24 protein-coding genes and 1 pseudogene are annotated in these 23901 nt (G+C 74.5%); 20 read left to right on the forward strand and 5 right to left on the reverse strand.

The window, feature by feature from the left end; translation table 11 throughout:
- The first annotated feature begins 53 nt into the window (after positions 1–53).
- The 4 genes and pseudogenes from ABD220_RS09635 (at position 54) to murA (ending at position 4089) form a co-directional block, all read left to right on the forward strand.
- Positions 54–965 carry a F0F1 ATP synthase subunit gamma gene (locus ABD220_RS09635; protein ID WP_344122022.1) on the forward strand — a complete coding sequence of 304 codons (912 nt, stop codon included), beginning with the start codon at positions 54–56 and terminating at the stop codon, positions 963–965.
- A 55-nt stretch (positions 966–1020) separates the two neighbouring features.
- Positions 1021–2487 carry a F0F1 ATP synthase subunit beta gene (atpD, locus tag ABD220_RS09640; RefSeq protein ID WP_344122024.1) on the forward strand — a complete coding sequence of 489 codons (1467 nt, stop codon included), beginning with the start codon at positions 1021–1023 and terminating at the stop codon, positions 2485–2487.
- A gap of 2 nt (positions 2488–2489) precedes the next feature.
- Positions 2490–2759, forward strand: a pseudogene (locus ABD220_RS09645) (F0F1 ATP synthase subunit epsilon); the annotation flags it as partial.
- A gap of 52 nt (positions 2760–2811) precedes the next feature.
- Positions 2812–4089: a UDP-N-acetylglucosamine 1-carboxyvinyltransferase gene (murA, locus tag ABD220_RS09650; RefSeq protein ID WP_344122026.1), complete on the forward strand. Its 1278-nt coding sequence runs from the start codon at positions 2812–2814 to the stop codon at positions 4087–4089.
- Positions 4090–4164: 75 nt separating this feature from the next.
- Here murA and ABD220_RS09655 read toward each other — a convergent pair whose 3' ends face one another.
- Entirely contained in the window at positions 4165–4368 is a 204-nt protein-coding gene (locus ABD220_RS09655) for a cold-shock protein (protein ID WP_017833253.1), read from the reverse strand.
- Between the two features lie 302 nt (positions 4369–4670).
- The gene (nucS, locus tag ABD220_RS09660) at positions 4671–5366 is read right to left on the reverse strand and encodes an endonuclease NucS (RefSeq protein WP_344122028.1); all 696 of its coding nucleotides are present in this window, start codon (positions 5364–5366) and stop codon (positions 4671–4673) included.
- 74 nt (positions 5367–5440) lie between these two features.
- Here nucS and ABD220_RS09665 point away from each other — a divergent pair, with 74 nt between their 5' ends.
- The 6 genes from ABD220_RS09665 to ABD220_RS09690 all read left to right on the forward strand — a co-directional run bounded on the left by ABD220_RS09665 (position 5441) and on the right by ABD220_RS09690 (position 12005).
- A complete protein-coding gene (locus ABD220_RS09665; protein ID WP_344122030.1) occupies positions 5441–5782 on the forward strand; it encodes an ATP/GTP-binding protein in 342 nt (113 codons plus the stop codon).
- A gap of 282 nt (positions 5783–6064) precedes the next feature.
- A complete protein-coding gene (locus ABD220_RS09670; RefSeq protein WP_344122033.1) occupies positions 6065–7027 on the forward strand; it encodes a tetratricopeptide repeat protein in 963 nt (320 codons plus the stop codon).
- 160 nt (positions 7028–7187) lie between these two features.
- Entirely contained in the window at positions 7188–8048 is an 861-nt protein-coding gene (locus ABD220_RS09675) for an ABC transporter ATP-binding protein (RefSeq protein WP_344122036.1), read from the forward strand.
- Complete coding sequence (locus ABD220_RS09680) at positions 8030–9685, forward strand: hypothetical protein (protein ID WP_344122038.1); 1656 nt, start codon at positions 8030–8032, stop codon at positions 9683–9685. Before ABD220_RS09675 ends, ABD220_RS09680 begins: the two co-directional genes overlap by 19 nt.
- A 63-nt stretch (positions 9686–9748) precedes the next feature.
- A complete protein-coding gene (locus ABD220_RS09685; RefSeq protein ID WP_157571420.1) occupies positions 9749–10084 on the forward strand; it encodes a DUF3039 domain-containing protein in 336 nt (111 codons plus the stop codon).
- A 118-nt stretch (positions 10085–10202) separates the two neighbouring features.
- Positions 10203–12005 carry a DEAD/DEAH box helicase gene (locus tag ABD220_RS09690; protein WP_344122042.1) on the forward strand — a complete coding sequence of 601 codons (1803 nt, stop codon included), beginning with the start codon at positions 10203–10205 and terminating at the stop codon, positions 12003–12005.
- Between the two features lie 57 nt (positions 12006–12062).
- Here ABD220_RS09690 and ABD220_RS09695 read toward each other — a convergent pair whose 3' ends face one another.
- The gene (locus ABD220_RS09695) at positions 12063–12674 is read right to left on the reverse strand and encodes an isochorismatase family protein (RefSeq protein ID WP_344122044.1); all 612 of its coding nucleotides are present in this window, start codon (positions 12672–12674) and stop codon (positions 12063–12065) included.
- 112 nt (positions 12675–12786) lie between these two features.
- Positions 12787–14136: a nicotinate phosphoribosyltransferase gene (locus ABD220_RS09700; RefSeq protein ID WP_425552542.1), complete on the reverse strand. Its 1350-nt coding sequence runs from the start codon at positions 14134–14136 to the stop codon at positions 12787–12789.
- 55 nt (positions 14137–14191) lie between these two features.
- On the opposite strand from ABD220_RS09700, the gene clpS reads away from it, so the two are divergent.
- The 8 genes from clpS (at position 14192) to ABD220_RS09740 (ending at position 20072) form a co-directional block, all read left to right on the forward strand.
- On the forward strand, positions 14192–14530 hold the full coding sequence (clpS, locus tag ABD220_RS09705) for an ATP-dependent Clp protease adapter ClpS (protein ID WP_344122048.1): 339 nt from the start codon (positions 14192–14194) through the stop codon (positions 14528–14530).
- Positions 14530–15090: a DUF2017 domain-containing protein gene (locus ABD220_RS09710; protein ID WP_344122050.1), complete on the forward strand. Its 561-nt coding sequence runs from the start codon at positions 14530–14532 to the stop codon at positions 15088–15090. Before clpS ends, ABD220_RS09710 begins: the two co-directional genes overlap by 1 nt.
- A gap of 115 nt (positions 15091–15205) precedes the next feature.
- Positions 15206–16141 carry a glutamate racemase gene (gene murI, locus ABD220_RS09715; protein WP_344122052.1) on the forward strand — a complete coding sequence of 312 codons (936 nt, stop codon included), beginning with the start codon at positions 15206–15208 and terminating at the stop codon, positions 16139–16141.
- A gap of 60 nt (positions 16142–16201) precedes the next feature.
- A complete protein-coding gene (locus ABD220_RS09720) occupies positions 16202–17029 on the forward strand; it encodes an MBL fold metallo-hydrolase (protein WP_344122053.1) in 828 nt (275 codons plus the stop codon).
- Positions 17030–17085: 56 nt separating this feature from the next.
- Positions 17086–17871: a ribonuclease PH gene (gene rph / locus ABD220_RS09725; RefSeq protein ID WP_344122055.1), complete on the forward strand. Its 786-nt coding sequence runs from the start codon at positions 17086–17088 to the stop codon at positions 17869–17871.
- Positions 17864–18508 carry an RdgB/HAM1 family non-canonical purine NTP pyrophosphatase gene (rdgB, locus tag ABD220_RS09730; RefSeq protein WP_344122057.1) on the forward strand — a complete coding sequence of 215 codons (645 nt, stop codon included), beginning with the start codon at positions 17864–17866 and terminating at the stop codon, positions 18506–18508. The genes rph and rdgB overlap by 8 nt, the downstream gene beginning before the upstream one ends.
- Positions 18509–18535: 27 nt before the next feature.
- A complete protein-coding gene (locus tag ABD220_RS09735; RefSeq protein WP_344122059.1) occupies positions 18536–19402 on the forward strand; it encodes an aminoglycoside phosphotransferase family protein in 867 nt (288 codons plus the stop codon).
- 22 nt (positions 19403–19424) lie between these two features.
- Positions 19425–20072, forward strand: coding sequence for a 3'-5' exonuclease (locus ABD220_RS09740; RefSeq protein ID WP_344122061.1), 648 nt, complete (start codon positions 19425–19427; stop codon positions 20070–20072).
- On the opposite strand, the gene ABD220_RS09745 is transcribed toward ABD220_RS09740, so the two are convergent.
- Positions 20041–21177 (reverse strand): ADP-ribosylglycohydrolase family protein, encoded by a 1137-nt coding sequence (locus ABD220_RS09745; RefSeq protein ID WP_344122062.1) that lies wholly within the window; start codon positions 21175–21177, stop codon positions 20041–20043. The two genes, ABD220_RS09740 and ABD220_RS09745, sit on opposite strands and share 32 nt — an antisense overlap.
- A 141-nt stretch (positions 21178–21318) precedes the next feature.
- Here ABD220_RS09745 and ABD220_RS09750 point away from each other — a divergent pair, with 141 nt between their 5' ends.
- Both ABD220_RS09750 and ABD220_RS09755 read left to right on the forward strand, forming a co-directional pair.
- Positions 21319–22236, forward strand: coding sequence for an aquaporin (locus tag ABD220_RS09750; protein WP_344122064.1), 918 nt, complete (start codon positions 21319–21321; stop codon positions 22234–22236).
- 296 nt (positions 22237–22532) lie between these two features.
- Positions 22533–23840 carry a hypothetical protein gene (locus ABD220_RS09755; RefSeq protein WP_344122066.1) on the forward strand — a complete coding sequence of 436 codons (1308 nt, stop codon included), beginning with the start codon at positions 22533–22535 and terminating at the stop codon, positions 23838–23840.
- Positions 23841–23901: the final 61 nt, after the last annotated feature.

A 23901-nucleotide genomic window follows, 5' to 3' on the forward strand; every position in this document is an offset into this window, starting at 1 on the left:
GTCCGGTGCGCCGCCGCGGCGGCGCACCGGACACGGTGACGAAAGGAAGTCACATGGGAGCGCAGATTCGGGTCTACCGGAACAAGATCGCGTCGACCAAGTCCATGAAGAAGATCTTCAAGGCCATGGAGATGATCGCGACCTCGCGCATCAACAAGTCCCGACAGGGTCTGCAGGCGGCGCGTCCCTACGCGAACGCGCTGACCCGGGCGGTCTCACAGGTCGCCACCCAGCACAACGTCTCCCATGTCCTCACCACGCGGGCCGACGAGGTGCGCCGGTCGGCCGTGGTGATCATGACCTCGGACCGCGGTCTGGCCGGGTCCTACTCGTCCAACGTGCTCAAGGAGGCCGAGGGGCTGCTCGAGCTGCTGCACGGGGAGGGCAAGGAGACCAAGGTCTACCTGATCGGCCGCAAGGGCCAGGCGTACTTCGACTTCCGCAGCCGCCCGTACGAGCGGAACTGGACCGGGGACACGGACAACGCCCGTCCGGACCGCGCGCGGGAGCTGCGCCAGGTGCTGGTCCAGGACCTGGAGACCCCGTACGAGGACGGCGGCGTCGACGAGATCCACCTCGTCTACACGACGTTCCAGTCGATGGTCGTCCAGGAGCCCCGGGTGCTGCGGCTGCTGCCGCTGGAGGTCGTGGACGCCAACGCGCTGACCGACGAGGTCGCCCGGGAGTTCGACGAGCTGGAGGAGCCGGACAGCACCTTCGAGTTCGAGCCGAACCCCGAGGAGTTCCTCGACGCGGTGCTGCCGCGCTACATCGACGCCCGCCTGTTCGCGAGCCTCGCGCACGCCGCCACGAGCGAGCTCGCGGCCCGGCAGAAGGCCATGAAGGCGGCCGGCGACAACGCGGACGAACTCATCAAGAAGTACACGCGCCTGATGAACAACGCCCGTCAGGCCGAGATCACGACCGAGCTCACCGAGATCGTGAGCGGCGCCGAGGCCCTGTGACGGGCCGTGCCGGCGATCCAGCAACTATCCACCACGAACAAGTGAAGTGAGAGATATGACCTCCACCATCAGCGAACAGGCCGGGCAGCCGGTCTCGGGCGGCGCCACGGGCCGCATCGCCCGGGTCATCGGGCCGGTCGTCGACGTCGAGTTCCCCGAGCACGCCGTGCCCGGGATCTACAACGCCCTGACCGCCGAGTACGACCTCAACGGCGAGAACCGGACGATCACGTTCGAGACGGCCCAGCACCTGGGCGACAACATGGTCCGCGCCATCGCGCTGCAGCAGACCGACGGCCTGGTGCGCGGCACCCAGGTCAAGGACTCCGGCGGACCGATCTCCGTGCCCGTGGGCGACGTGGTCAAGGGCCACATCTTCAACGTGCTCGGCGACGCCCTCGACGTCGAGACCTCCTCCCTGGAGATCACCGAGCGCTGGCCGATCCACCGCAAGGCCCCGTCCTTCGCGGAGCTCGAGGGCTCCACGGAGATGATGGAGACCGGCATCAAGTCGATCGACCTGCTGACCCCCTACATCAAGGGCGGCAAGATCGGCCTGTTCGGCGGCGCCGGCGTGGGCAAGACCGTGCTCATCCAGGAGATGATCACCCGTGTGGCCCGCAACTTCGGCGGCACCTCGGTCTTCGCCGGCGTGGGCGAGCGCACCCGTGAGGGCAACGACCTCTGGGTCGAGATGGAGGAGGCGGGCGTCCTCAAGGACACCGCCCTCGTGTTCGGCCAGATGGACGAGCCGCCGGGAACGCGTCTGCGCGTGGCCCTGACCGGGCTCACCATGGCGGAGTACTTCCGCGACGTGCAGAACCAGGACGTGCTGCTGTTCGTGGACAACATCTTCCGCTTCACCCAGGCCGGTTCGGAGGTGTCCACCCTGCTGGGCCGCATCCCCTCCGCCGTGGGCTACCAGCCGACGCTGGCGGACGAGATGGGCGTGCTCCAGGAGCGAATCACCTCGACCCGCGGCCACTCGATCACCTCGATGCAGGCGATCTACGTGCCCGCCGACGACTACACCGACCCGGCCCCGGCCACCACGTTCGCCCACCTGGACGCGACCACGGAGCTCTCCCGTGACATCGCGTCCCGCGGCCTGTACCCGGCGATCGACCCGCTGGCCTCCACCTCGCGCATCCTCGACCCGCAGATCGTGGGCCAGGAGCACTACGACGTCGCGATCCGCGTCCGGGCGATCCTGCAGGAGAACAAGGAGCTGCAGGACATCATCGCGATCCTCGGCGTCGAGGAGCTCTCCGAGGAGCAGAAGGTCGTCGTCTCGCGCGCCCGCCGGATCGAGCAGTTCCTCTCCCAGAACACCTACACCGCGAAGCAGTTCACCGGTGTCGAGGGCTCCACGGTCCCGCTGGCGGAGACCATCGAGGCGTTCGGGAAGATCACCGAGGGCGAGTTCGACCACGTCCCGGAGCAGGCGTTCTACAACGTGGGCGGCCTGGACGACGTGATGCAGAAGTGGGACGAGATCAAGTCCCGGACCGGCGGCAAGTAGTCATGGCCGAGATGATCGTCGAAATCGTCTCCCTCGACCAGGCGGTGTGGACCGGTACGGCCCGGATGGTGCGGGTCCGCACCTCCGAGGGCGACATCGGTATCCTGCCCGGCCACGAGGCCGTGGCGGGCATCCTCAAGCCGGGCGACTTCGCGGTGGACCCCGTGGACGGCTCCCGGCTCGAGGGCTCGATCGACGCAGGCTTCGTGTTCGTCGACAACGACCGGGTGACGATCGTGGCGGACAACGTCGAGCTGCCCGGCGACGCCGCGGCCGTGCCCGGGACGCCGCGAGGGCGCCCCGGGACACCGCCCAGGAGAGTGGATGGAAGAGAAGATCGTCGTGCACGGGCCCACCGCGGTCAACGGCACCCTGCGCGTCTCCGGCGCGAAGAACAGCGTGCTCAAACTCATGGCGGCGACCCTGCTGGCCGAGGGCGAGTCCACCATCACGAACGTCCCCGAGATCCACGACGTCACGATCATGGCGGAGCTGCTGCGTCGGCTCGGCTGCACCGTGGCCTACGATCGCGCCGAGAAGACCGTGCGCATCGACGTCCCCGCAGCGCTGCACCACCAGGCGGACTACGACCTGGTGCGGGCGATGCGCGCGTCGATCTCCGTGCTCGGGCCGCTCGTCGCCCGCTGCCACGTGGCCGAGGTCGCGCTGCCCGGCGGGGACGCCATCGGCTCCCGCGGCCTGGACATGCACCGCGCGGGGCTCGAGGCCATGGGCGCGGTGCTGCAGATCGAGCGGGGCTACCTGGTGGCCTCCGTCCCGCGGTCCTTGCGCGGGACCCACTTCCGCCTGGACTACCCCTCCGTGGGCGCCACGGAGAACCTCATGATGGCGGGCACCCTGGCCGAGGGCACCACCGTCATCGACAACGCGGCCCGCGAGCCGGAGATCGTGGACATCGGGCGGATGCTGCAGGCGATGGGCGCCCGGATCGAGGGACTCGGCACCAGCACTGTCACGGTCGTCGGCGTGGCGTCCCTGCGCCCGGTCGAGCACCGCACGGTGCCCGACCGGATCGTCGCCGGGACCTGGGCGTTCGCCGCGGCCGTCACCGGGGGGACGGTGCAGATCGAGGGCGCGGAGCCGGGCCACCTGACCGTGGTGCTGGACAAGCTGCGCTCCGCGGGCTGCCGGGTGGACACGGACGGGGACTGTTTCGTGGTCGCGGGGCCGCGGCGTCCGCGCGCGATCAACGTGTCGACGCTGCCGTACCCGGGCTTCCCCACGGACCTGCAGCCGTTCGTGGTGGCCCTCAACGCGGTGGCCGAGGGCTCGGGCATGGTCACCGAGAACGTCTTCGAGGCCCGCTGGGGCTTCACGGCCGAACTGGAGCGGCTGGGCGCCAGCGTGCGCCTCGACGGCCACCACGCCCTCGTGGCGGGAACACCCGTGCTCTCGGGGGCGCCGGTCGAGGCCATGGACATCCGGGCGGGCGCGGCGCTCGTGATCGCCGGGATGGCCGCGGTCGGCACCACGGACGTGAGCGGCGTCCAGCACGTGGACCGCGGCTACGAGCACTTCGTGGAGCAGCTCGGGGCGGCCGGGGCAGCCGTCGAGCGGCACCTGGTGGGTGCGGCCTACTGAGGACGCCGGCACGACGGAGCCCCGCACCCGGGACGGGTGCGGGGCTCCGTGCTCAGCCGGTGCGCGGGTAGCGGATCAGATGAGCGTGACGCCGGTGGCCTGCGGGCCCTTCTGGCCCTGGCCGATCTCGAACTCGACGCGCTGGTTCTCCTCGAGGGTGCGGAAGCCGCCCGACTGGATCTCCGAGTAGTGGACGAACACGTCCGAGTCGGAGTCGTCGGGGGTGATGAAGCCGAAGCCCTTTTCGGCGTTGAACCACTTGACGGTGCCCTGGGCCATGAAGATCTCTCCTTGCGAGATGGTGCGAAACGAGTGCACAGGTCGTGCACGGAAGGGCGGTAGCACGAGATGAGCCGAGGGTCCAGGTCGCCGTTCCCGCGGGAGGGGACCAGGGCCAGGGTCGAACGTCACGCTCGCTTACCCGTTCTGCGAGCATGCAAAACATGGAACGAAGAACATGTTCAGCTTCACACACTCCCCGGGGGCGGTCAACGTTGTTCGCCTGCTGATCATCGCGTGTTGCCGGCTGTTCGCCGACCGCGTGACCGCTCCCGGCCGGGGAAGGGCGCCCGGTGGCGGACTCAGAAGAGGCGCGAGTCGCTGTCGTCGAGCCCGCGCATCTCGTCGTAGTCCAGGGTGAGGCACGCGATGCCCCGGTCCTCGGCGAGCACCCGGGCCTGGGGCCGGATGAGCTGGGCGGCGTACACCCCGCGCACGGGCGCCAGGAGGGGGTCGCGGTTGAGCAGCTCGAGGTACCGGCTGAGCTGTTCGACGCCGTCGATGTCGCCGCGGCGCTTCAGCTCGACCGCCACGGTGGCGCCGGTGGCGTCGCGGGCCAGGATGTCGACCGGCCCGATCGCGGTCGGGTACTCGCGCCGGACGAGGGTGTGCCCCGAGCCCAGGCGGTGGATCTGCTCGGCGAGCAGGCGCTGGAGGTCCGCCTCGACCCCGTCCTTCACCAGCCCGGGATCGGTGCCGAGCTCGTGGGAGACGTCCTCGTGGATCTCGAACACCTGGATGACGAGGCGGTCGTCGCTCTTGGCGGCCTGGACGGTCCAGGTCTGCAGGACACCCTCGGCCGCGAGTTCCGCCCCGGGCTCGCCGACGTGCAGGCGGGCGGGCGGGCTCATCCAGTTGAGGGGCTTGTAGCTGCCGCCGTCCGAGTGCACGAGCACGGAACCGTCCGCCTTCACGAGCAGGAGACGCCGGGCGGCGGGCAGGTGGGCGCGCAGACGCCCTTCGTAGTCGACGGAGCAATCGGCAATGACGAGACGCACGCGGAACAGCCTAGCGCTCCGCACGGTGCTGCCCCGACCCGGAGGCGGTGGCGCCCGTGTGAGACGATGGCGCCGTGCCCCGCTCCAACCACTCCTCGCGCCGCCGCCGCGGCGGCCCCGGCAGCGGCCCGCGCGCCAGCAAGTGGCAGCGCGGCGCGGCGCAGGAGCCGTGGTCGGTCGAACGGGTCCTGGAGCCGGCGCCCACGGTGGAGCGCTCGGCGGACGGGGACTGGCTGGTCCGCCACGTCCGGCCGGCCAACGCGGTCAAGGCCTACACCTGCCCCGGCTGCGGCCGGTCGATCCCACCGGGGATCGCCCACCTGGTCGTCTGGCAGCAGGACTCCCTGCTGGGGGCGCGCAGCGCCTTCGAGGACCGCCGCCACTGGCACGAGCGCTGCTGGCGCACCCGCCGCTGAGCCCGCCCCCACCCCCGCACCCACGCCTGCACTCGCCCCGCACCCACCCCGGGCCGCGGCCGTCGTCACGCCGGGAGCGGACACGGGGCCCCGCCGGTGGCCGCGCCGCGCCCGGCGGCCGATAATCGTGGGAGACCCGCGGCGCCCGCCGTTCCGCTGTCCACGCACACCGGCGTCCCGGACCGCAGACCCGCGCCGGTGACGCCGACCACCGAACCAGCCCCGGGGCTCGGCGGCCGAGCCGACCGCCGAGCCCGTGGCCGAGCACTGAGGAGACGTCCCGTGAACGAGTTCCAGCACCAGCAGTCCCGCCGCACCGCCGAGAGCGCCCCGCCGCCGCAGGAGGCCGCGCTCCCGTCCTCGGTGCGCGGAGCCGTGGACCTGGGCGCCGTGCCCGCCGCCGGGCCCGGCGGCCCGCCGGCGGGGGAGGACCGGCCGGGCGGGTACCGGCGCGAGGTGACGGCCGCGGACTTCCAGGAGGTGGCCCAGCTCTCCGCCCAGGTCCCCGTGGTCTTCGCCCTGTGGGCCCGCTTCAGCGAGCAGTCCGTGGCGTTCGCCGACACCCTGGAGCAGATCGTCGACCGCTACCGGGGACGGCTGCTGCTGGCCTCCGTGGACGCCGAGGCGGCCCCCGAGATCGCCCAGATGTTCCAGGCGCAGTCCGTGCCCACCGTGGTGGCGCTGCTCGGCGGGCGCCCCGTCCCGTTGTTCAACTCCACGGTCCCGGCCGAGCAGGTGGCCCAGCTGCTCGACGAGCTGCTCGCGCTGGCCGAGCAGAACGGGATCACGGGCACCGTGGAGCCCGTGCGCGCCGACGACGAGCCGGAGCCGCTGCCCCCGCTGCACCAGGAGGCCGTGGACGCCCTCGAGGCCGGGGACGTCGACGCCGCCGAGGCCGCGTACCGCAAGGCCATCGCCGAGAACCCCGGGGACCGCGAGGCGAAGCTGGCCCTCGCCCAGGTGCACCTGCTCCAGCGCGTGCTGCCGCTCGATGCCGCGACGGTCCGCGCCGAGGCCGCCGCCGCCCCGGACGACGTGGCGGCGCAGCTGGCCGTCGCCGATCTCGACGTCTCGGGCGGGCACGTGGAGGACGCCTTCCGGCGGCTGCTGGACCTGGTGCGGCGCACCGCCGGGGAGGACCGGGACGTCGTCCGGCGGCGACTGCTCGAGCTCTTCGACGTGGTGGGCGCCGAGGACCCGCGCGTGGTGACCGCTCGGGGCGCCCTGATGCGCGCCCTGTTCTGAGCCCTCGCCGCGGACGGGGTCACCGCCCGCGGGGCCGGCAGCGCGCGGCACCGTCCGCCCGGCCCGGGCGGGTGCTCCACCGCGGGGCGGAGCGCAGGCCCGGGCCGGGATCCGCCGCGCGCCGGAGGCGTGCCGGTCCCCGCCTGCCTACGCTGGTGGCATGAGCCACCAGCACTTCCCGCCGCCCGCCCCGGAGCGCACCGGCGGACCCGCGCCGGGCGCCTCCGCGGCGCCCCCGCCCGCGGGGCCGCCGGCGCTGGGCCTGCGCGGGCTCGTCCGGGTCTTCGGGCGCCCGGGCACCCCCGAGGCCAAGGTCGCCGTGGACCGCGTCGACCTGGACGTCCCCCGCGGCTCCTTCTTCGGCCTCGTGGGGCGCAACGGCGCCGGCAAGACCACGATGCTGTCCATGGCCACCGGCCTCCTCCGCCCGACGGCGGGCACCGCCCGCGTGGCCGGTGTCGACGTCTGGGCCGAGCCCCGGCGGGCCAAGCAGCTCATGGGCGTGCTGCCGGACGGGCTGCACCTGTTCGACCGGCTCACCGGGCGTCAGCTCGTCACCTACTCCGGTCTGCTGCGCGGCATGGACCGGGAGGTCGTGGCCGAGCGCACCGAGGACCTGCTGCGGGCCATGGACCTGGTGACCGACGCCGGGACGCAGGTCCAGGACTACTCCGCGGGCATGACCAAGAAGATCGCGCTGGCCGGGGCCCTGATCCACGCCCCGAGCCTGCTGGTCCTCGACGAGCCGTTCGAGTCGGTCGATCCCGTCTCGGCCGCGAACATCCGCGAGATCCTGCACGGGTTCGTGGCCGCCGGCGGGACCGTTGTCGTCTCCAGCCACGTCATGGACCTCGTGCAGCGGATGTGCGACCACGTCGCCGTCATGGACCGGGGCCGGGTGCTGGCCGCCGGGACGGTCGACGACGTCCGGGCCGGGGCCACGCTGGAGGACCGGTTCGTCGAGCTGGTCGGCGGACGGCGGGACTCGGGGGAGGGGCTGCCGTGGCTGCGCCCGGTGTGAGCCCCGAGCTCGCCCCGGCCCCGGAGGGCCTCGCCCCCGCCCGGGCGGGCACCGCCGCCCTGGCCGGCCGCCTCGTGGGCCTGAAGGCCAGGATCCTCGTCAACACCCTGACCCGCAGCACGTGGGTGCTCGTGGGGACCGTGCTGGGCGCCGCCTACTTCGTGTTCCTGCTGGGCCTGGCCGTGGTCGCGCTCTACCTGCTCGGCCGCCAGGAGCTGTCCCTGGTGCGCACCGTGCTCGTGCTGGCCGGGACGGCGGCCACGCTGGCGTGGTGGCTGCTGCCCGTCCTCGCGGCGCGCGCCGACGCCACGCTGGACCCGGCCCGCCTCGCCCTCCTGCCCCTCTCCGTGGGCCAGGTCCAGTGGGGTCAGGCGCTCGGCGCACTCGTCGGGGTGCCGGGCGCGCTGACCGCCGTCGCGCTCCTCGCCACGGTGAGCTCCTGGCGCTCCTCCGCGGCCGCGCTGGTCGCGGCCCTCCTGTGCGTGCCGCTCGCGATGGCCCTCGTGGTCACCGGCTCCCGCTGCGTCACGGCCCTGGCCGTCGGCCTCGGCCGCCGCCGGCGGCTCACGGAGCTGGTCTCACTGGCCGCGCTCGTGCTCCTGGTGCTGCTGGGGCCCATCGTCACCGGTCTGCTCAGCGGGCTGGAACGGCTGTGGGACCGGCTGCCGCAGTACGCCGGCGTGCTGGCGTGGACACCGGTCGGAGCCGTCTGGGCCGTTCCGGCGGACGTTGCCGCGGGCCGGTGGGCCTCTGCCGCCGCCCGGCTGGCCGTCACGGTCTCGACGGTCGTCGTCCTCGTCCTCGTCTGGCGCGTCGCGCAGGAGCGGGCCCTGACCACCACGGCCGGCGGGCGGAGCGCCGCCCCGCGCGAGGGGGCCTCCGGCGCGGGGCTGTTCGACCGCGCGCCCCGGCGTCCGTGGGCGGCCGTCGCGGCCCGGTGCCTGGTCTACTGGGTCAGGGACCCCCGCTACGCGGCCGGTCTGCTCGTCATCCCGGCCCTCGCCGTGCTGCTCTGGTTCTCCCGGGACCCGGGGGGAGGCAGCGTCTTCCTCTACGGCCTGGGCCCGATGATCGCGGCGCTGCTCGCGTACCAGATCTCGGGCGACGTGTCCTACGACAACACCGCCCTGCACCTGCACGTCCTCTCCGGCGTGCGGGGCGTCCACGACCGCGCCGGCCGGGTGCTCGCGCTGCTCGTGATCGCCGTGCCGCTCACGGCGCTCGGGCTGCTGCTGCCCTTCGCGGTCGAGGGCCGGTGGCACCTGCTGCCCGGGCTCGCGGGCACCGCGCTGCTGGCGCTGCTGGGCGGCGCGGGCCTGTCCTCGGTGATGTCCGCCCGGTACACCTATCCGGTGGCCCCGCCGGGCGCGTCGCCGCTGAAGACGCCGCAGGGCTTCACCGTGCTGAACGTCCTGGTGCAGTTCGTGGCGCTGGGGCTGATCGTGGTCCTGATGCTGCCTGCCGCCGTCCTCCTGGTCGTGCAGCTGTTCACCGGGGACCCCGCGTGGGGCTGGGCGGCGCTGGCCGCGGGGGCGGTGCTCGGCCCGCTGCTGTGCTGGGGCGGGATCGTCCTCGGCGGGCGCTGGTACGACCGGCGGGCCCCCGAGCTGCTCCAGGAGGTCGCCCAGTTCCGCTGAGCCGGGCCCGCGGGGCGGTGCCCGGCGCACGCGGGCCGGCGGCGACGGGGTAAACTGGCGCCCATGCATGTCTCAGCGGCGACCACCGGCACCCCGACGAACGGCCTGGACGACAGTCCGTACGGCACCGATCCGGCGCAGCCGGCCGGGGGCACGTCCACGATCGAGCGCGAGGAGACCCGCGAGCTCCAGGAGCCGGGGGACCACGAGCGCTTCGCGCACTACGTGCGCAAGGAGAAGATCATGGAGTCCGCCCTCTCCGGCGAACCCGTGATCGCCCTGTGCGGGAAGGTCTGGGTCCCCGGTCGCGACCCGCAGCGGTTCCCGGTGTGCCCCACCTGCAAGGAGATCTACGACGGCCTGCGCCCTCCGAACGACCAGGGCGACGACCAGGGCTGAGCACGCCCCGAGCAAGCGCCCGCCGCCGGCGGGCGCTTTTGCGTGGCCCGCCGCCGCGCCCCCGTCATCCACCGCGGCCACGAGGCCGCGGGACCCCGAGCGAAAGGACGTCGCCAGCGTGTCCCAGGACGACCAGCTCTCCTTGTTCGGCGCAGCGGCCGCCGACCTCCCCCCGGCCTATCCCGATCGCGCCGCGTGGGGCACCGCCCCGAAGCTGCGCGCCTGGCAGGCGGAGGCGCTGCAGCGCTACTTCGACACCCAGCCCCGGGACTACATGGCCGTCGCGACCCCCGGCGCCGGCAAGACGACCTTCGCGCTGCGGGTGGCCAAGGAGCTCTTCGACCGCGGGACCGTCAACCGGATCACGGTGGTGACGCCCACGGACCACCTCAAGCGGCAGTGGGCGGACGCGGCGGCCCGCGTGGGCCTGGCGATCGACCCCAACTTCAAGAACGCGGACGGCTCCCACGGCCGGGACTACCTGGGCGCGGCGGTGACCTACTCCCAGGTCGCGATGAAGCCGCTCCTGCACCGGGCCCGCACCGAGGCGGGCCGCACCCTGGTGATCATGGACGAGATCCACCACGCCGGCGACTCGCTGACCTGGGGCGACGGGCTGCAGGAGGCCTTCGACCCCGCCGCCCGCCGGCTCGCCCTCACCGGCACGCCCTTCCGCTCGGACACCGCGCCGATCCCGTTCGTGCGCTACCAGGAGGACGGGGACGGCATCCGCCGCTCGAGCGCCGACTACACCTACGGCTACGGCGACGCGCTCAAGGACCACGTGGTCCGGCCCGTGATCTTCCTCGCCTACTCGGGGCAGATGCGCTGGCGCACCAGTGCCGGGGAGGAGATGGCCGCCGAGCTCGGCGAGGGCTTCACCAAGGACATCACCGCCCAGGCGTGGCGCACGGCGCTCGACCCGAACGGGCAGTGGGTCCCGTCGGTGCTCCAGGCCGCGGACCAGCGGCTCACGGAGGTGCGGCGCACCGTGCCGGACGCCGGCGCGATGGTCATCGCCACCGACCACCAGGACGCGAAGGCCTACGCCGCGCAGCTGCGCCGGATCACCGGGGAGAACCCCACCGTGGTCCTCTCCGACGACAAGGGCGCCTCCGACCGGATCGACGAGTTCTCCGCGGGGGACAGCCGGTGGATGGTGGCCGTGCGCATGGTCTCCGAGGGCGTCGACGTCCCCCGGCTCGCGGTGGGCGTCTACGCGACGTCCACGTCCACGCCGCTGTTCTTCGCCCAGGCGGTCGGCCGCTTCGTGCGCGCCCGCAAGCGCGGGGAGACGGCCTCCGTCTTCCTGCCGTCCGTGCCGGCGCTGATGCAGCTCGCCAACGAGATGGAGATCGAGCGGGACCACGCCCTCGACAAGCCCGCCGCGGAGGAGGCCGGCCTGCCCGCGGACCCCCTCGAGGAGGGCTGGGACGACGACCTGCTCGAGGAGGCCAACCGCGAGGAGAAGGCGTCCGCGGCCCTCGCCCAGGGCCGGTTCGAGGCCATCGGCTCGGACGCGTCCTTCCACGGGGTCCTCTTCGACGGCGGCGCCTTCGGCGGCGGCGTGGCGGTGGGCTCGGAGGAGGAGGCGGACTTCCTCGGCATCCCGGGCCTGCTCGAGGCGGACCAGGTCTCGGCGCTGCTGCGGGAGCGGCAGTCCCAGCACGCCCGCCGGCGCCCGGGCCCGGCCCGGGCCCCGGAGCCGCCGGCGGTGCCCGACCACCGGCGGCTGAAGGAGCTGCGCGCCACCCTGTCCAAGAACGTCTCGGCCTGGGCGTCGCGCACCGGCACGCCGCACGGGGTGGTGCACAACGAGCTGCGCCGGGTGTGCGGGGGGCCGGCGGTGGCGCAGGCCAACGAGGCCCAGCTGCAGGCGCGCGTCAAGAAGCTCCAGGACTGGTTCATCGGGCGCAAGTGAGCCGCCCCGGCCGCACCCGCCCGGTGCGGCCGGCGGCCGGGCGGCGACGGGAGCCGGTCAGGACCGGACGACCTCGACCCCCGCCTCGGCCATCTCCCGCAGGGCGCGCTCCGTGCTCTCCGCGGCGACGCCCGCGGTGAGGTCCACCAGCACCCGGGTGTCGTAGCCGGCCTCGACGGCGTCCAGGGCGGTCGCCCGCACGCAGTGGTCGGTCGCGAGGCCCACGATGTCCACGGCCTCGATCTCGTGCTCCCGCAGCCAGTCGTCGAGGCTCACGTCCGGCTCGTCGTCGACGTCCTCGTCGTCGCCCATCGGGACGTCCGCGTCCGGGGCGAGCAGCCCCTCGAACCCGGAGTAGGCGGCGTCGTGCTGGCCCTTGCGGAACCACGCCTGGATCCAGTCCGTGTCCAGGTCCGGGTGGACGTGGGCCCCGCGGGACTCGGCGACGCAGTGCACCGGCCAGGACTTCACGTAGTCGGGCTCCTCGGAGAAGTGCCCCCCGGGGTCGATGTGCCAGTCCTGGGTGGCCGCGACCGCCGCGTAGTCCCCGTGGTGGTCCTCGAGGTGCTCGGACACGGCGGCGGCCACCGCCGCGCCTCCGGTGACGGCCAGCGAGCCGCCCTCGCAGAAGTCGTTCTGCACGTCGACGACGATCAGTGCGGTCCTCATGGTGTTCCTCCCTCTGTTCGGTGGGTCTCGCGCGCTGGTTCTCGTGCTGCGCGTGCTGGTGGTGGGTGCCGGTCGGCGGGCCGCGTCCGGCGCCGTCCGTCCGGACGGTCGCTCAGGCCGGGGCCTCGGGACCCAGCACGGTCGGGATGACGGGGTCGCCCTCGCTGAGCCGACGGGCCGAGCGAGGCAGCTCCGCCACGGACGCCGCGTGCCGTTCCCGGGCCCGCCGGACCCCGGCGGGCCCGGTCCAGCCGTCCAGCAGCTCGCCGTCGCGGACGAAGTCCTCCATCAGCGGCCGGTCGTCGCCGTCGTCGTCCGGCAGCCCGCCGATCCCGACCAGCTCGTGGGTCGCAGTGCCCTTCTCGTCCCGGCGCCGCAGGGCGTGCTTGCGCCCGCCCACGGACGCCTTGCCCCTGGCGGCCTTCGCCACGGGCCGCAGCTCGCCGGAGGAGTCCTCGCGGGCCACCAGCTTGTAGACCATCGACGACGTCGGCGCGCCGGAGCCGGTGACCACGCGGGTGCCGACGCCGAACGCGTCGACGGGCGCGGCGTTCAGGGCCGCGATCGCGTACTCGTCCAGGTCCGAGGTGACGGTGATGCGGGTGCCGCGGTTGCCGAGCTCGTCGAGGAGCCCGCGCACCCAGGCGGCCTGGGTCACGAGGTCGCCCGAGTCCAGGCGCACGCCGCCCAGCTCGGGACCCGCGAGCGCCACGGCCGTGCGGACCGCGGTCTCGACGTCGTAGGTGTCGACGAGCAGGGTGGTGTCCCGGCCCATGGACTCGAGCTGGGCGCGGAAGGCGTCCTCCTCGGAGTCGTGCAGGAGCGTGAAGGAGTGGGCGGCCGTCCCGACGGTCCGGATCCCGTAGCGGTGCCCGGCCTCGAGGTTCGACGTCGAGTCGAAGCCGCCGATCACCGCGGCCCGTGCGGCCGCGACGGCCGCCTCCTCGTGGGCGCGCCGGGAGCCCATCTCGATGCACGGGCGCCCGGCCGCGGCCCCCACCATGCGGGAGGCGGCCGAAGCCACGGCACTGTCGTAGTTGAGCACCGACAGGAAGTACGTCTCGAGCACGCACGCCTCGGCGAAGGTGCCCTCGACCACGAGCAGCGGCGAGGAGGGGAAGTAGGCCTCGCCCTCGGCGTAGCCGGAGATCGACCCGGTGAACCGGAAACCGGCCAGGTAGTCCAAGGTGGAGCGGTTCACCACGCCGGTGTCGGCGAGGAAGCGCAGCTGCTCGTCGCCGAAGCAGAAGCTCTCGAGCCCCTCGAGGAGGCGTCCGGTGCCCGCGACCACGCCGTAGCGCCGCCCCGCCGGCAGCCGCCGGGCGAAGACCTCGAACACGCTGCGCCGGTGCGCGGTGCCGGCGTGCAGGGCGGCCTGGAGCATGGTCAGCTCGTAGTGGTCGGTCATCAGGGACGTGGGCGGCGGGGCCCACCGGTGGCTGCGCTGGTTCACGGGCACCACTCTAGCGAGGCCGCCGGTGCGCCCGGCGTCCGGCACTCGCTACGATGGACGGACCATGCACTGCACTGCTCCCACCGCCGCCCGCCCCGCGGCCACCGCCACCCCGGAGACCGGCACCCGGCCCACCGGCGCGACGTCCGTGGCCGCGGCGACCGAGACCCCGTGGAACGTGGTCGTGTGGGACGACCCCGTCAACCTCATGAGCTATGTGACGTACGTGTTCCGGTCCTACTTCGGCTATCCGGAGGACAAGGCCCGCTCGCTGATGCTGGAGGTCCACCACCACGGGCGGTCCGTGGTGGCCAGCGGCTCCCTCGAGGAGGCCGAGACCCACACCGCGGCGATGCACGGCTTCGGGCTGTGGGCCACCTTCGAGCAGGCGGGAGGCCACTGATGGCGCAGGGCTTCCGGTCCACCCGCCGGGGCATCACCGCCCGCTTCGAGGAGTCCGAGAAGGAGCTGCTGCAGAAGTTGTTCGCGGACGTCGCGCAGGCGCTCGCCCCCGAGCAGCCGGCCTCGGAGGACTCCCTCGAGCGGATGCTGGGCGTGTCCGGGGACGCCACCGTCCCCGAGGACTCCGCGCTGCGGCGCCTGCTGCCCGACGGCAGCCTGGACCCGGAGCGCGCCGCCGAGTTCCGCCGGTACACGGAGCGGGGGCTGCGGGAGACCAAGCGGGGCGTGCTCCAGCAGGCGGCCCTGGCGCTGGAGGCCCAGCCCGTGCGGCTGGACCCCGAGCAGGCGCAGGCCTTCGGCCGGGCCCTCAACGACGTGCGGCTGGTGCTGGCGGACCGCCTGGGGATCCGGAGCGAGGCCGACGCCGAGCGCGTGGGGCGCTTCGACGACTGGTCGGCGATCGAGGACGTCGAGACGTACATGTCGCTCCTGTACAACTTCGTCTCCTGGCTGCAGGAGACCCTCATGGAGGCCCTCCTCCACGACCTGCCCCGGGGCTGACCGGCCACGACACCGCGGGAGGTGCCCGCCCCGGCGGAGGGTGACGCGCATCACGGCGGCACGGCCGCGGGGCGGTTTGGGGCGGCGGCACGCCCGGGACTACGCTCTTGACGATATGCAGGATGACGATGCCTTCGGGGCCGCAGGCCGGTCCGCACGGCGCCCCAGCCCCGGTTCACCCATCGGCGTGTTCGACTCCGGGGTGGGCGGCCTCACCGTGGCCCGTGCCATCATCGACCAGCTGCCCCACGAGGAGATCGTCTACGTGGGCGACACCGCGCACGGACCCTACGGGCCGCTGCCGATCGCCGAGGTCCGGGCGCACGCCCTGCGCATCATGGACGAACTCGTGGACTCGGGCGTCAAGCTGCTGGTGATCGCGTGCAACACGGCGTCCGCCGCGGTGCTGCGCGACGCCAGGGAGCGCTACACCCGGGTCTACGGGATCCCCGTGGTCGAGGTCATCCAGCCGGCGGTGCGCCGAGCGGTCGCCTCGACCCGCAACGGCCGGATCGGGGTCATCGGCACGGAGGCGACGGTCGGCTCCCGCGCCTACGACGACACGTTCGCCGCCGCCCCCCACCTGCGGATCGACTCCGTGGCCTGCCCGGCGTTCGTCGACTACGTGGAGGCGGGCGTCACCACGGGGCCGGGCCTGCTGGCCACGGCCCAGTCCTACCTGGACCCGCTGCGCGAGGCCGACGTGGACACCCTGGTCCTGGGCTGCACCCACTACCCCCTGCTCACCGGGGTGATCTCCTACGTCATGGGCGACACGGTCACGCTCGTCTCCAGTGCGGAGGAGACCGCCAAGGACGTCTACCGCGCGCTGGTCGGCCACGGGCTGGAGCGGGACCCGAGCCTGCCCGCCCACCACGAGTTCCTCGCCACCGGGGAGGCCGCATCCTTCGAGGTCCTCGCCCGGCGGTTCCTCGGGCCGGAGGTCGCCCGCGTCCGGCACACCAGCTCCGTGGCGGAGCAGTACCCCACGGGCTCGCTCGCTCGGATCACCCCGGAGATGATCGGGGGCGCCGGCCCGGCCGCGCCCTGAGCAGCACCGCGGCCGGTGCGGCCGCCGTCCCACCGGTTCTCCCTGGAAGGCACACGCTCCATGAAACTCACCATCGTCGGATGCACCGGCTCCTTCGCGGAGCCGAACTCCCCGGCCTCCTGCTACCTGGTCAGCGGGGAGGACGCCGAGGGGCGGACCTGGCGCATCCTGCTGGACATGGGCAACGGCGCCCTCGGGGTGCTGCAGCGCCACATCGACCTGCACGACATCGACGCCGTGCTCGTCAGCCACCTGCACCCCGACCACTGCATCGACCTGGCCGGGCTGCACGTGGCGATCAAGTGGGACCCGCGGGGCTGGGGCCGTCCCCCGATCCCGCTGTGGGCGCCCTCCGGGCTCCACGAGTACCTCAGCAGCACCCACGGGCTCCCTCCGGAGCCCGGCATGCACGGGGAGTTCGACTTCCACACCTGGGTGCCCGAGGAGCCCGTGCGGGTGGGGCCCTTCTCGATCACGCCCTTCCGGGTGGAGCACCCCACCCCGGAGCCCTACGCCCTGCGGATCGACTACGACGGGGCCATGGGCCCCAGCACCCTCGCCTACTCCGGGGACACCGACGCGTGCGAGGGCCTCGTGCGCGCGGCCCGGGACGCGGACGTCTTCCTGTGCGAGGCCGCCTACCACGAGGGCCGTGACGACGCACTGCGCGGCATCCACCTCACCGGCCGTCGCGCCGCGGAGGCCGCCCGGGACGCCGGGGCGCACAAGCTGCTGCTGACGCACCTGCCGGTGTGGAACTCCCCGACGCGGGCCCTGGAGGAGGCGCAGGAGGTCTTCGAGGGCCCCATCGGGCTGGCCCAGCCCGCCTACACCTATCCGATCCTCCGCCGGGGCAGCGGCCGTCCCGCGGCCGCCGTCGGACCGTGAGTGCCACCGCCGGCTCCGCGGCCGGGCCCGAGGAGCTGCGGGGTAAGGTGGAGCACATGGATCTTCCCGCCGACCAGACCGCACCGGCCCCCTCGACCCCGGGGGTGACCCGGTCGGACGGTCGTTCGCCCGGCGAGCTGCGGCCCATCACGATCACCCGCGGCTGGTCCCAGCAGGCGGAGGGCTCCGCCCTCATCGAGTTCGGCAGCACCCGGGTGCTGTGCACCGCGTCCGTGACCGAGGGCGTCCCGCGCTGGCTCAAGGGGGAGGGGCGCGGCTGGGTGACCGCCGAGTACGCGATGCTCCCGCGGGCCACGTCCACCCGGTCCGCCCGCGAGTCCGTGAAGGGCAAGATCGGCGGGCGCACCCACGAGATCTCCCGGCTCATCGGCCGCTCCCTGCGCTCGGTCATCGACCTCTCCGCCCTGGGCGAGAACACCGTGGTGCTCGACTGCGACGTCCTCCAGGCCGACGGCGGAACCCGCACCGCGGCCATCACCGGCGCCTACGTGGCCCTCGCCGAGGCCATCGGCTGGGCCCGGGCCGAGGGGCTCGTCGCCCGCCGGGCGCAGCCGCTCACGGACACGGTGGCCGCCGTGTCCGTGGGCATCATCGACGGCGTGCCGATGCTCGACCTCCCCTACGTCGAGGACGTCCGCGCCGAGACCGACATGAACGTGGTGGTCACCGGGTCCGGCGACTTCGTGGAGGTGCAGGGCACCGCCGAGGGCGCTCCCTTCGACCGCGCCGAGCTCGACGCCCTGCTCGACCTCGCGCTGGCCGGCTGCGCCCAGCTCACCCAGATCCAGGTCGAGACGCTGCGCGAGGCCGACGATGGGTGAGCACCACGGCGCCCGGGTGGTGCTCGCCACGCACAACCGGGGCAAGCTCGCCGAGCTGCGGGACCTGCTCGCGGCCGCGCTGCCCGGAGCCGACGTCGAGCGGCTCGTCGTGGACGCCGCCGCGGCGGGCGCCCCCGACGTCGTCGAGGACGGCACCACCTTCGAGGCCAACGCCCTGCTCAAGGCCCGCTCCGCCGCCGCCGCGACCGGGCTGATCGCCGTGGCCGACGACTCCGGCCTGGCCGTCGACGTGCTCGGCGGGGCCCCCGGGATCTTCTCGGCGCGCTGGTCCGGCCGGCACGGTGACGACGCCGCGAACCTGCGGCTGCTGCTCGCCCAGCTCTCCGACGTCCCCGACGCCCACCGTGGCGCGCAGTTCGTGTGCGCCGCCGCGCTCGTCACCCCGGACGGCCACGAGCACGTGGAGACCGGTACCCTGCGCGGCACCCTGCTGCGGGAGCCCGTGGGGGACGGCGGCTTCGGCTACGACCCCGTGCTGCGCCCCGACGGGCTCGACCGGTCCTGCGCCGAGCTCACACGCCCTGAGAAGAACGCCATCAGCCACCGTGGCCGTGCGATGCGCTGCCTGCTGCCGCACCTCCTGGCCGCCCTCGACCCCGCCGCCGTCCCCGACTGACCCACGTCCGAACCGAGGAATCTGACCATGCCCTGGTCGCAGCTCCACCACCTGCCGTTCGCCGGCGCCGTCGAGTCCGTGCTGCGCGAGGCCGGCATGGGTGCCGACCCGTGTGAGTGGGAGGTGCACGCGGGCGGGTCCGCGCACGTGGTGGTGAACGTGGGGCACGTGATCTCCGTGCGGATCGCCAAGAACGCCACGGTCTGCGAGCACGTCCAGCGCCGAACGGAGGTGCTGCGGTTGCTGCCCCGCTTCTCGTTCGCGACCCCGCGGCCGCTCACCGGCGTGGTGGTCTCCCACGGCTACACCGGGGTCGGCCTGACCTGGCTGCCCGGTCATCCGCACCCGCCCGGGCACGGTGACCCGGCCGTGCTGCACCGGGTGCTGACCGAGCTCGCGGAGGTCGACACCTCGGGCTTCGCACGATACCTCGACCGGCCCGGCCAGCACTGGGGCGGCCACCGGCGGCGGCACGTGCTCCTCGACGAGGTCATCCCGCGGCTGCTGCCCCGCAACCAGGAGGCCGCGCGGCGGGCCGTCGCCGAGCTCGCGGCGCTGCCCACCGTGGTGCCCACCCTGGTGCACGGGGACCTCATGGGGCACAACATGCTGTGGGAGGGCGACGAGCTGACGGGCATCATCGACTGGGACCACGCCTGCCTGTCCGACCCCGCCCACGACGCCGCGTCCCTCGGGCTCTGGTACGGCTGGGACGCCCTGCGCGCCGCCGTCTCGGAGACAGTCTACGAGCGGGCCCGGCTGCACGCGCGCACGTTCCCGCTGCAGGCGGTCGCGTACGCGCTGCACCACGACCTCGACACCGCCCAGGTCAACCAGTCCATCGCCCGGGCCGACGACTGGATCGAGACCCACCTGCGCGGCGTCTCCGCCTGAGCGGGCGCAGTAGGCTGTTCCGGTGCCGTTCTCCGCTTCCCCCGACACGACCGACTCCCGGCCCGCCGCGGACCCGTCGTCCCTGTCCTTCACCGCCATCGACTTCGAGACCGCGAACCGCTTCATCGGCTCGCCGTGCGCCGTGGGCCTCGTGCGGGTCCGCAGCGGCAGGGTGGTGGAGGAGCGCTCCGCGTACATGCGCCCGCCGCGCACCCGCGCGGAGTTCGACCCCGGGAACACGCGCATCCACGGGATCACCGAGCGCACGGTCGCGGGCCACCCCGGCTTCGCCGAGCTGTGGCCGCGGATCGAGGACTGGATCCTGGCGGACGATCCCGACGAGCTCGTGGTCGCGCACAACGCGGCCTTCGACATGGGCGTGATCCGGGCCGCGTGCGCGGAGACGGACACGCGGCACGCCCCGCTGGCCTACGCGTGCAGCCTGGCGCTGGCCCGGCGAGGCTACGACCTGCCCTCCTACGCGCTGCCCCGGGCGGCCGAGGCCGCCGGGGTGCCGCTGCGCCGCCACCACGACGCCCTCGAGGACGCCCGGGCGTGCGCGGGGATCGTGCTGGATCTCGTCCACCGGGCCGGTGCCGGCACCGTCCGGGAGCTGCTCGCCGGCGCGGGCCTGGGCATCAGGCGGCTGGCGGTGCCCCCACTTCCCTGAGCCAGCGCTCGGCCGTCCCGGACACCGCGTCCCGGGCGTCCAGCCGGGCGAGCCACTCCGGCGGGAGCGCGGCGGTCCCGCAGGCCGCACCCGTGACGGCGCCGGCGACCGCGCCCGTCGCGGCCGGGGCCGCGCCGTGGGCGGTGCCCAGCTCCACCGCGCGACGGAACACGGCCCGCGGGTCCGGGGCGCCCGCGGCTTCGGCCTCCGCGCGCAGGGCCGCTCCGAGCCCGCCGGCCAGGGTCTCCGGGGCCGCCCCGCCCGCGCCGAGCAGCCGCGGCAGCGCCCCCGGGTCGACGTCCGCGCGCTCGGCGGCGCGCACGGCGTCGTCGAGCCGTGCGAGGGTCTCGGCCACCGGCCGCGTGAGGTGCCCCGCGGTCTCACGGGCGGCGGCCACGGCCGCGGCGACCGGCCTCGGCACGCCCTCCCGGCGGGCCCGGACGGCCGCGTGGACCACGAAGCCGTGCACGGCCGCCGCCGTCTGTGCCTCGGGGTGCCCGTGGGTCAGCGCGGCGCCGTTGATGGCCAGCGGGGCGAGCGTGCGCCAGCCGACATGGGGGAGAAGACCGAACGGCGCCGAGCGCCGCACCGGGCCGGCGCCCTTGGCGTCCGGCAGCAGCGGGCGTTCGACCTCGCCCATCCGGCCCGACCGGAGCGCCTCCAGCACCGTCGCGTCGGGCTCCCGCACGGCGTGCAGGGCCTCGAGCTCGTCGATCGGGCGGGGCAGGGGCTGCGGTGCCTCGGCCGGGGGGCGCTCGCCCTGGGTGCGCAGCCAGCGCAGGTAGGCCAGCCACAGGCACGCGGTCTCGTCGGCGGCGTGGCCCTGGTTCGCCCACTCGACGACCTCCTGAAGGGCGTCCAGGGTGTAGAGCGTCAGCTGGGTGCCGTCGGAGATCCGCAGCACCGTGGCGGGCCCCCCGGCGCCCTGCGGACCGGGGACGGCGTCCGCTCCGGTCGCCCCGGGACGGGCGGGCCGCTCGGCGTGCCCGCGGGCGCCCAGCGCGTCGCCGAGCGCGCCGCCCAGCAGGGCGGCGCGCACGGAACCGGCGTACTCGGGCCAGGCGGGGTCGAGGCCGGTGTCGGGGGAGAGCAGGGGTGCGGGCATGCGGTCAGTGTAGTCGGCGGCCGACACGGCCCCGAGCGGGTTCACCGCCTCCGCGGGACTGTGGTTGCATGGCACGGGCGCCCGGCGCCCCCGCCGGCACGGCACCCCACCGTGCCGCCCCGATCCCCACAGGAGAGCTCCATGAGTCACCACGTTCCCGGCACCACCGCGCGCCCCGGCGCCGACGGCCCCGACAATGCCGTCGGCGCCGTCCACGACGCCACCCCCGCCGCGCCCGGCACGGCGGACCTCGCTGCACCCGTGCCCGCCGCCGCGCGCCAGGACACCGTGCCCGCCGGCGCTCCGGACGCCGCGTCCGTGCCGGCCCGGTGGGCGGCCGAGTTCGCCGGCACGGCGCTGCTGGTCTTCGCCGGACTGGGCGCGGGCATGTTCGCCACCGAGGTCATCGACTCCGCGCTCGGCTTCGGCCTCGGCCTGCTCGCCGCGATCGTGGCCTTCGGGCACGTCTCCGGGGGGCACTTCAACCCCGCGGTGACGCTCGCCGCGGTCGTGGCCGGGCGCATGCCCGCGAAGGCCGCGATCGGCTACGTGGTGGCCCAGGTGCTGGGCGCACTGGCCGCGGCGGGGGTGCTGTGGGCGGTGCTCGTCACCCTGCTCGACTCCTCGACCACTGCGCAGGTCCTCGGCGCGGTCTCCAACGGCTTCGGGGAGAACTCCACCTCCCAGGCCGGGTGGACCACCGTGCTGCTCGTCGAGTTCGTGGCGACCGTCCTGTTCGCCCTCGTGGTCCTGGGCTCCACCGCGCCGCGGGCCAACGCGGTGCTCGCCCCCGTGGCCATCGGTGCGGCCTTCGCGTTCCTGCTGACGATCAGCGCGCCGTTCGACGGTGGATCGCTGAACCCGGCCCGCTCGACGGGCGCGGCCGTGGTCGCCGGCGCCGGCCACCTGGGCCAGCTGTGGCTGTTCTGGCTCGCCCCACTGCTCGGCGGCCTCGTCGCCGGTCTGGTCCACCGCTCGGTGGCCCTGTCCCGGCCGTGCCGCGGCGCCGATGCGCTCCCGGCGACCGCACCGGCCGCGCCCGCCACGCCGGAGCGGTGAGCCGGCGGCCCTGCCGCGTCCGGCGGGGCCGCCGGGTCGGGCGCAGGCGATGCCCCCGCACCTCCGAGCGGCACCCCGGCCTGTCCGCCCAGGGCCGGGACACCTCCGAGGTGCAGGGGGCCGTGCGGCACGGGGGGACCGGGCTCGTCGCCCACGGGCAGGAGATGGAACGCCGGATCCCCACCGGGCCCGCGGGCACCGCTCGCCGCGGGGGCCGACGCTTTCCGTCATCGCCGGAGCGGCGGGGCTAGGCTGGTCCGAGCCCGGCCGCCGCCGGGAGGAGACGGAGGTACCCAGTGAGCAGTGCCCGCGCCGCCGAGCCCCTCGGGGGCTTCAGCACGGCCGCCCGCTCACCCCTGGCCGACTCCCGTGAGCTCGCCGCCGTCAGCGGCGCCCTGTACCCCGTGCTGACCCTGCTCGTACGGCTGCCTCAGACCATGCTGCCGCTGGGCGTGCTGACCACGGTGGCGCTGATCTCCGGCTCCCCGGCCCTGGGCGCCTTCTGCGCCGCCGCCGTGACGTTCGGTTCGGCCCTGTGCGGGCTCGCCATGGGCGCGGCCGCCTCGTGGCGCCGGCGCCAGGTCGGCCTGGTGCTGCTGACCCTCGTCAATCCGCTGGTGGTGTGGCTGCTCGTGCGCCGGCTCCCGGACCTCGCGGCCGACAGCGAGGCAGCCCCCTCCCAGCTGGTGCTCCCGTGCCTGCTCGCCGGGCTCGTGCTGCCGCAGATGGGCGTGGCGTGCCGGCTGCGCTGGTGGTCCCTGCTGGGCCGCGACTCCCGGGAGGACCTCTTCGACACCGCGCTGCGCCACGAGAGCGTCATGGACGCGCTGGGCACCGTCCTGGCGGCCGCGCTGACCGGCCTCGTGGCCGTGACCCTCGGGCCGGTCGCCGTGCTGGTGCTCGCGGCCACCTTCACGCTCGTGGGCACCACCGTGTTCCTGCTGCACTGCTCCGCCCGCCTGCCACCCGGGCTCATCCGCTTCCTGCCACCGGTCGCCGCCGCACCGACCCGGGCGGCCCGCCGACGCCGCCGCCGGGCGCGTCAGCTCCGGCTGCTCCCGGTGGTGGGGATGGGGGCGCTGGGCGCCCTCCTGGGGTCGACCCTCGGCGCGGTCGTCGTCTTCGCGACGGCCGTGGACGCGGTGATCTCGGTCAGCTGGCTGTACGCCGTCTCCGGGCTCACCTCGGCTCTGGCGGCGGTGGCCGCGTCCGCCCGGACGGAGGAGCTCCGGCTGTGGAACCGCTGGGTGGCGGCGTCCTCCGGGGCCGTGCTCGCCGCGATGCTCCTGACCATCCCCGACGACTCCGCAGGCATGGTGGTCGTGCTGGCGCTGGCCGGGCTGACCACCGGTCCGTGCCTGGTGGCGGTCTACGAGATCGCGCGGCTCGTGGCGCCGAGCTCCAGGGTCACCGCCCTGACCACGGTGATGACCGCCGTCATGAGCGTGGGGCTGACCGGGGGTCTCGCCCTGTCCGGGTGGTGGGGGGAGTCCTGGGGCTACCGGAGCGCGGCCCTCGTGCCGGTGCTCTCCGCGGCCGCCCTGCTGGCCACGGCCCTGGCCTTCGTACACCGCTGGCGGCGCATCGACCCCGGCGCCCTCTGAGCCCCGCCGGGCCCCGGCCCCCGCCGGGCCCCGGCCCCCGCCGGGCCCGGCGGGGGCCGGG

It is taken from the genome of Kocuria aegyptia, assembly GCF_039530085.1.
Taxonomy (GTDB): domain Bacteria; phylum Actinomycetota; class Actinomycetes; order Actinomycetales; family Micrococcaceae; genus Kocuria; species Kocuria aegyptia.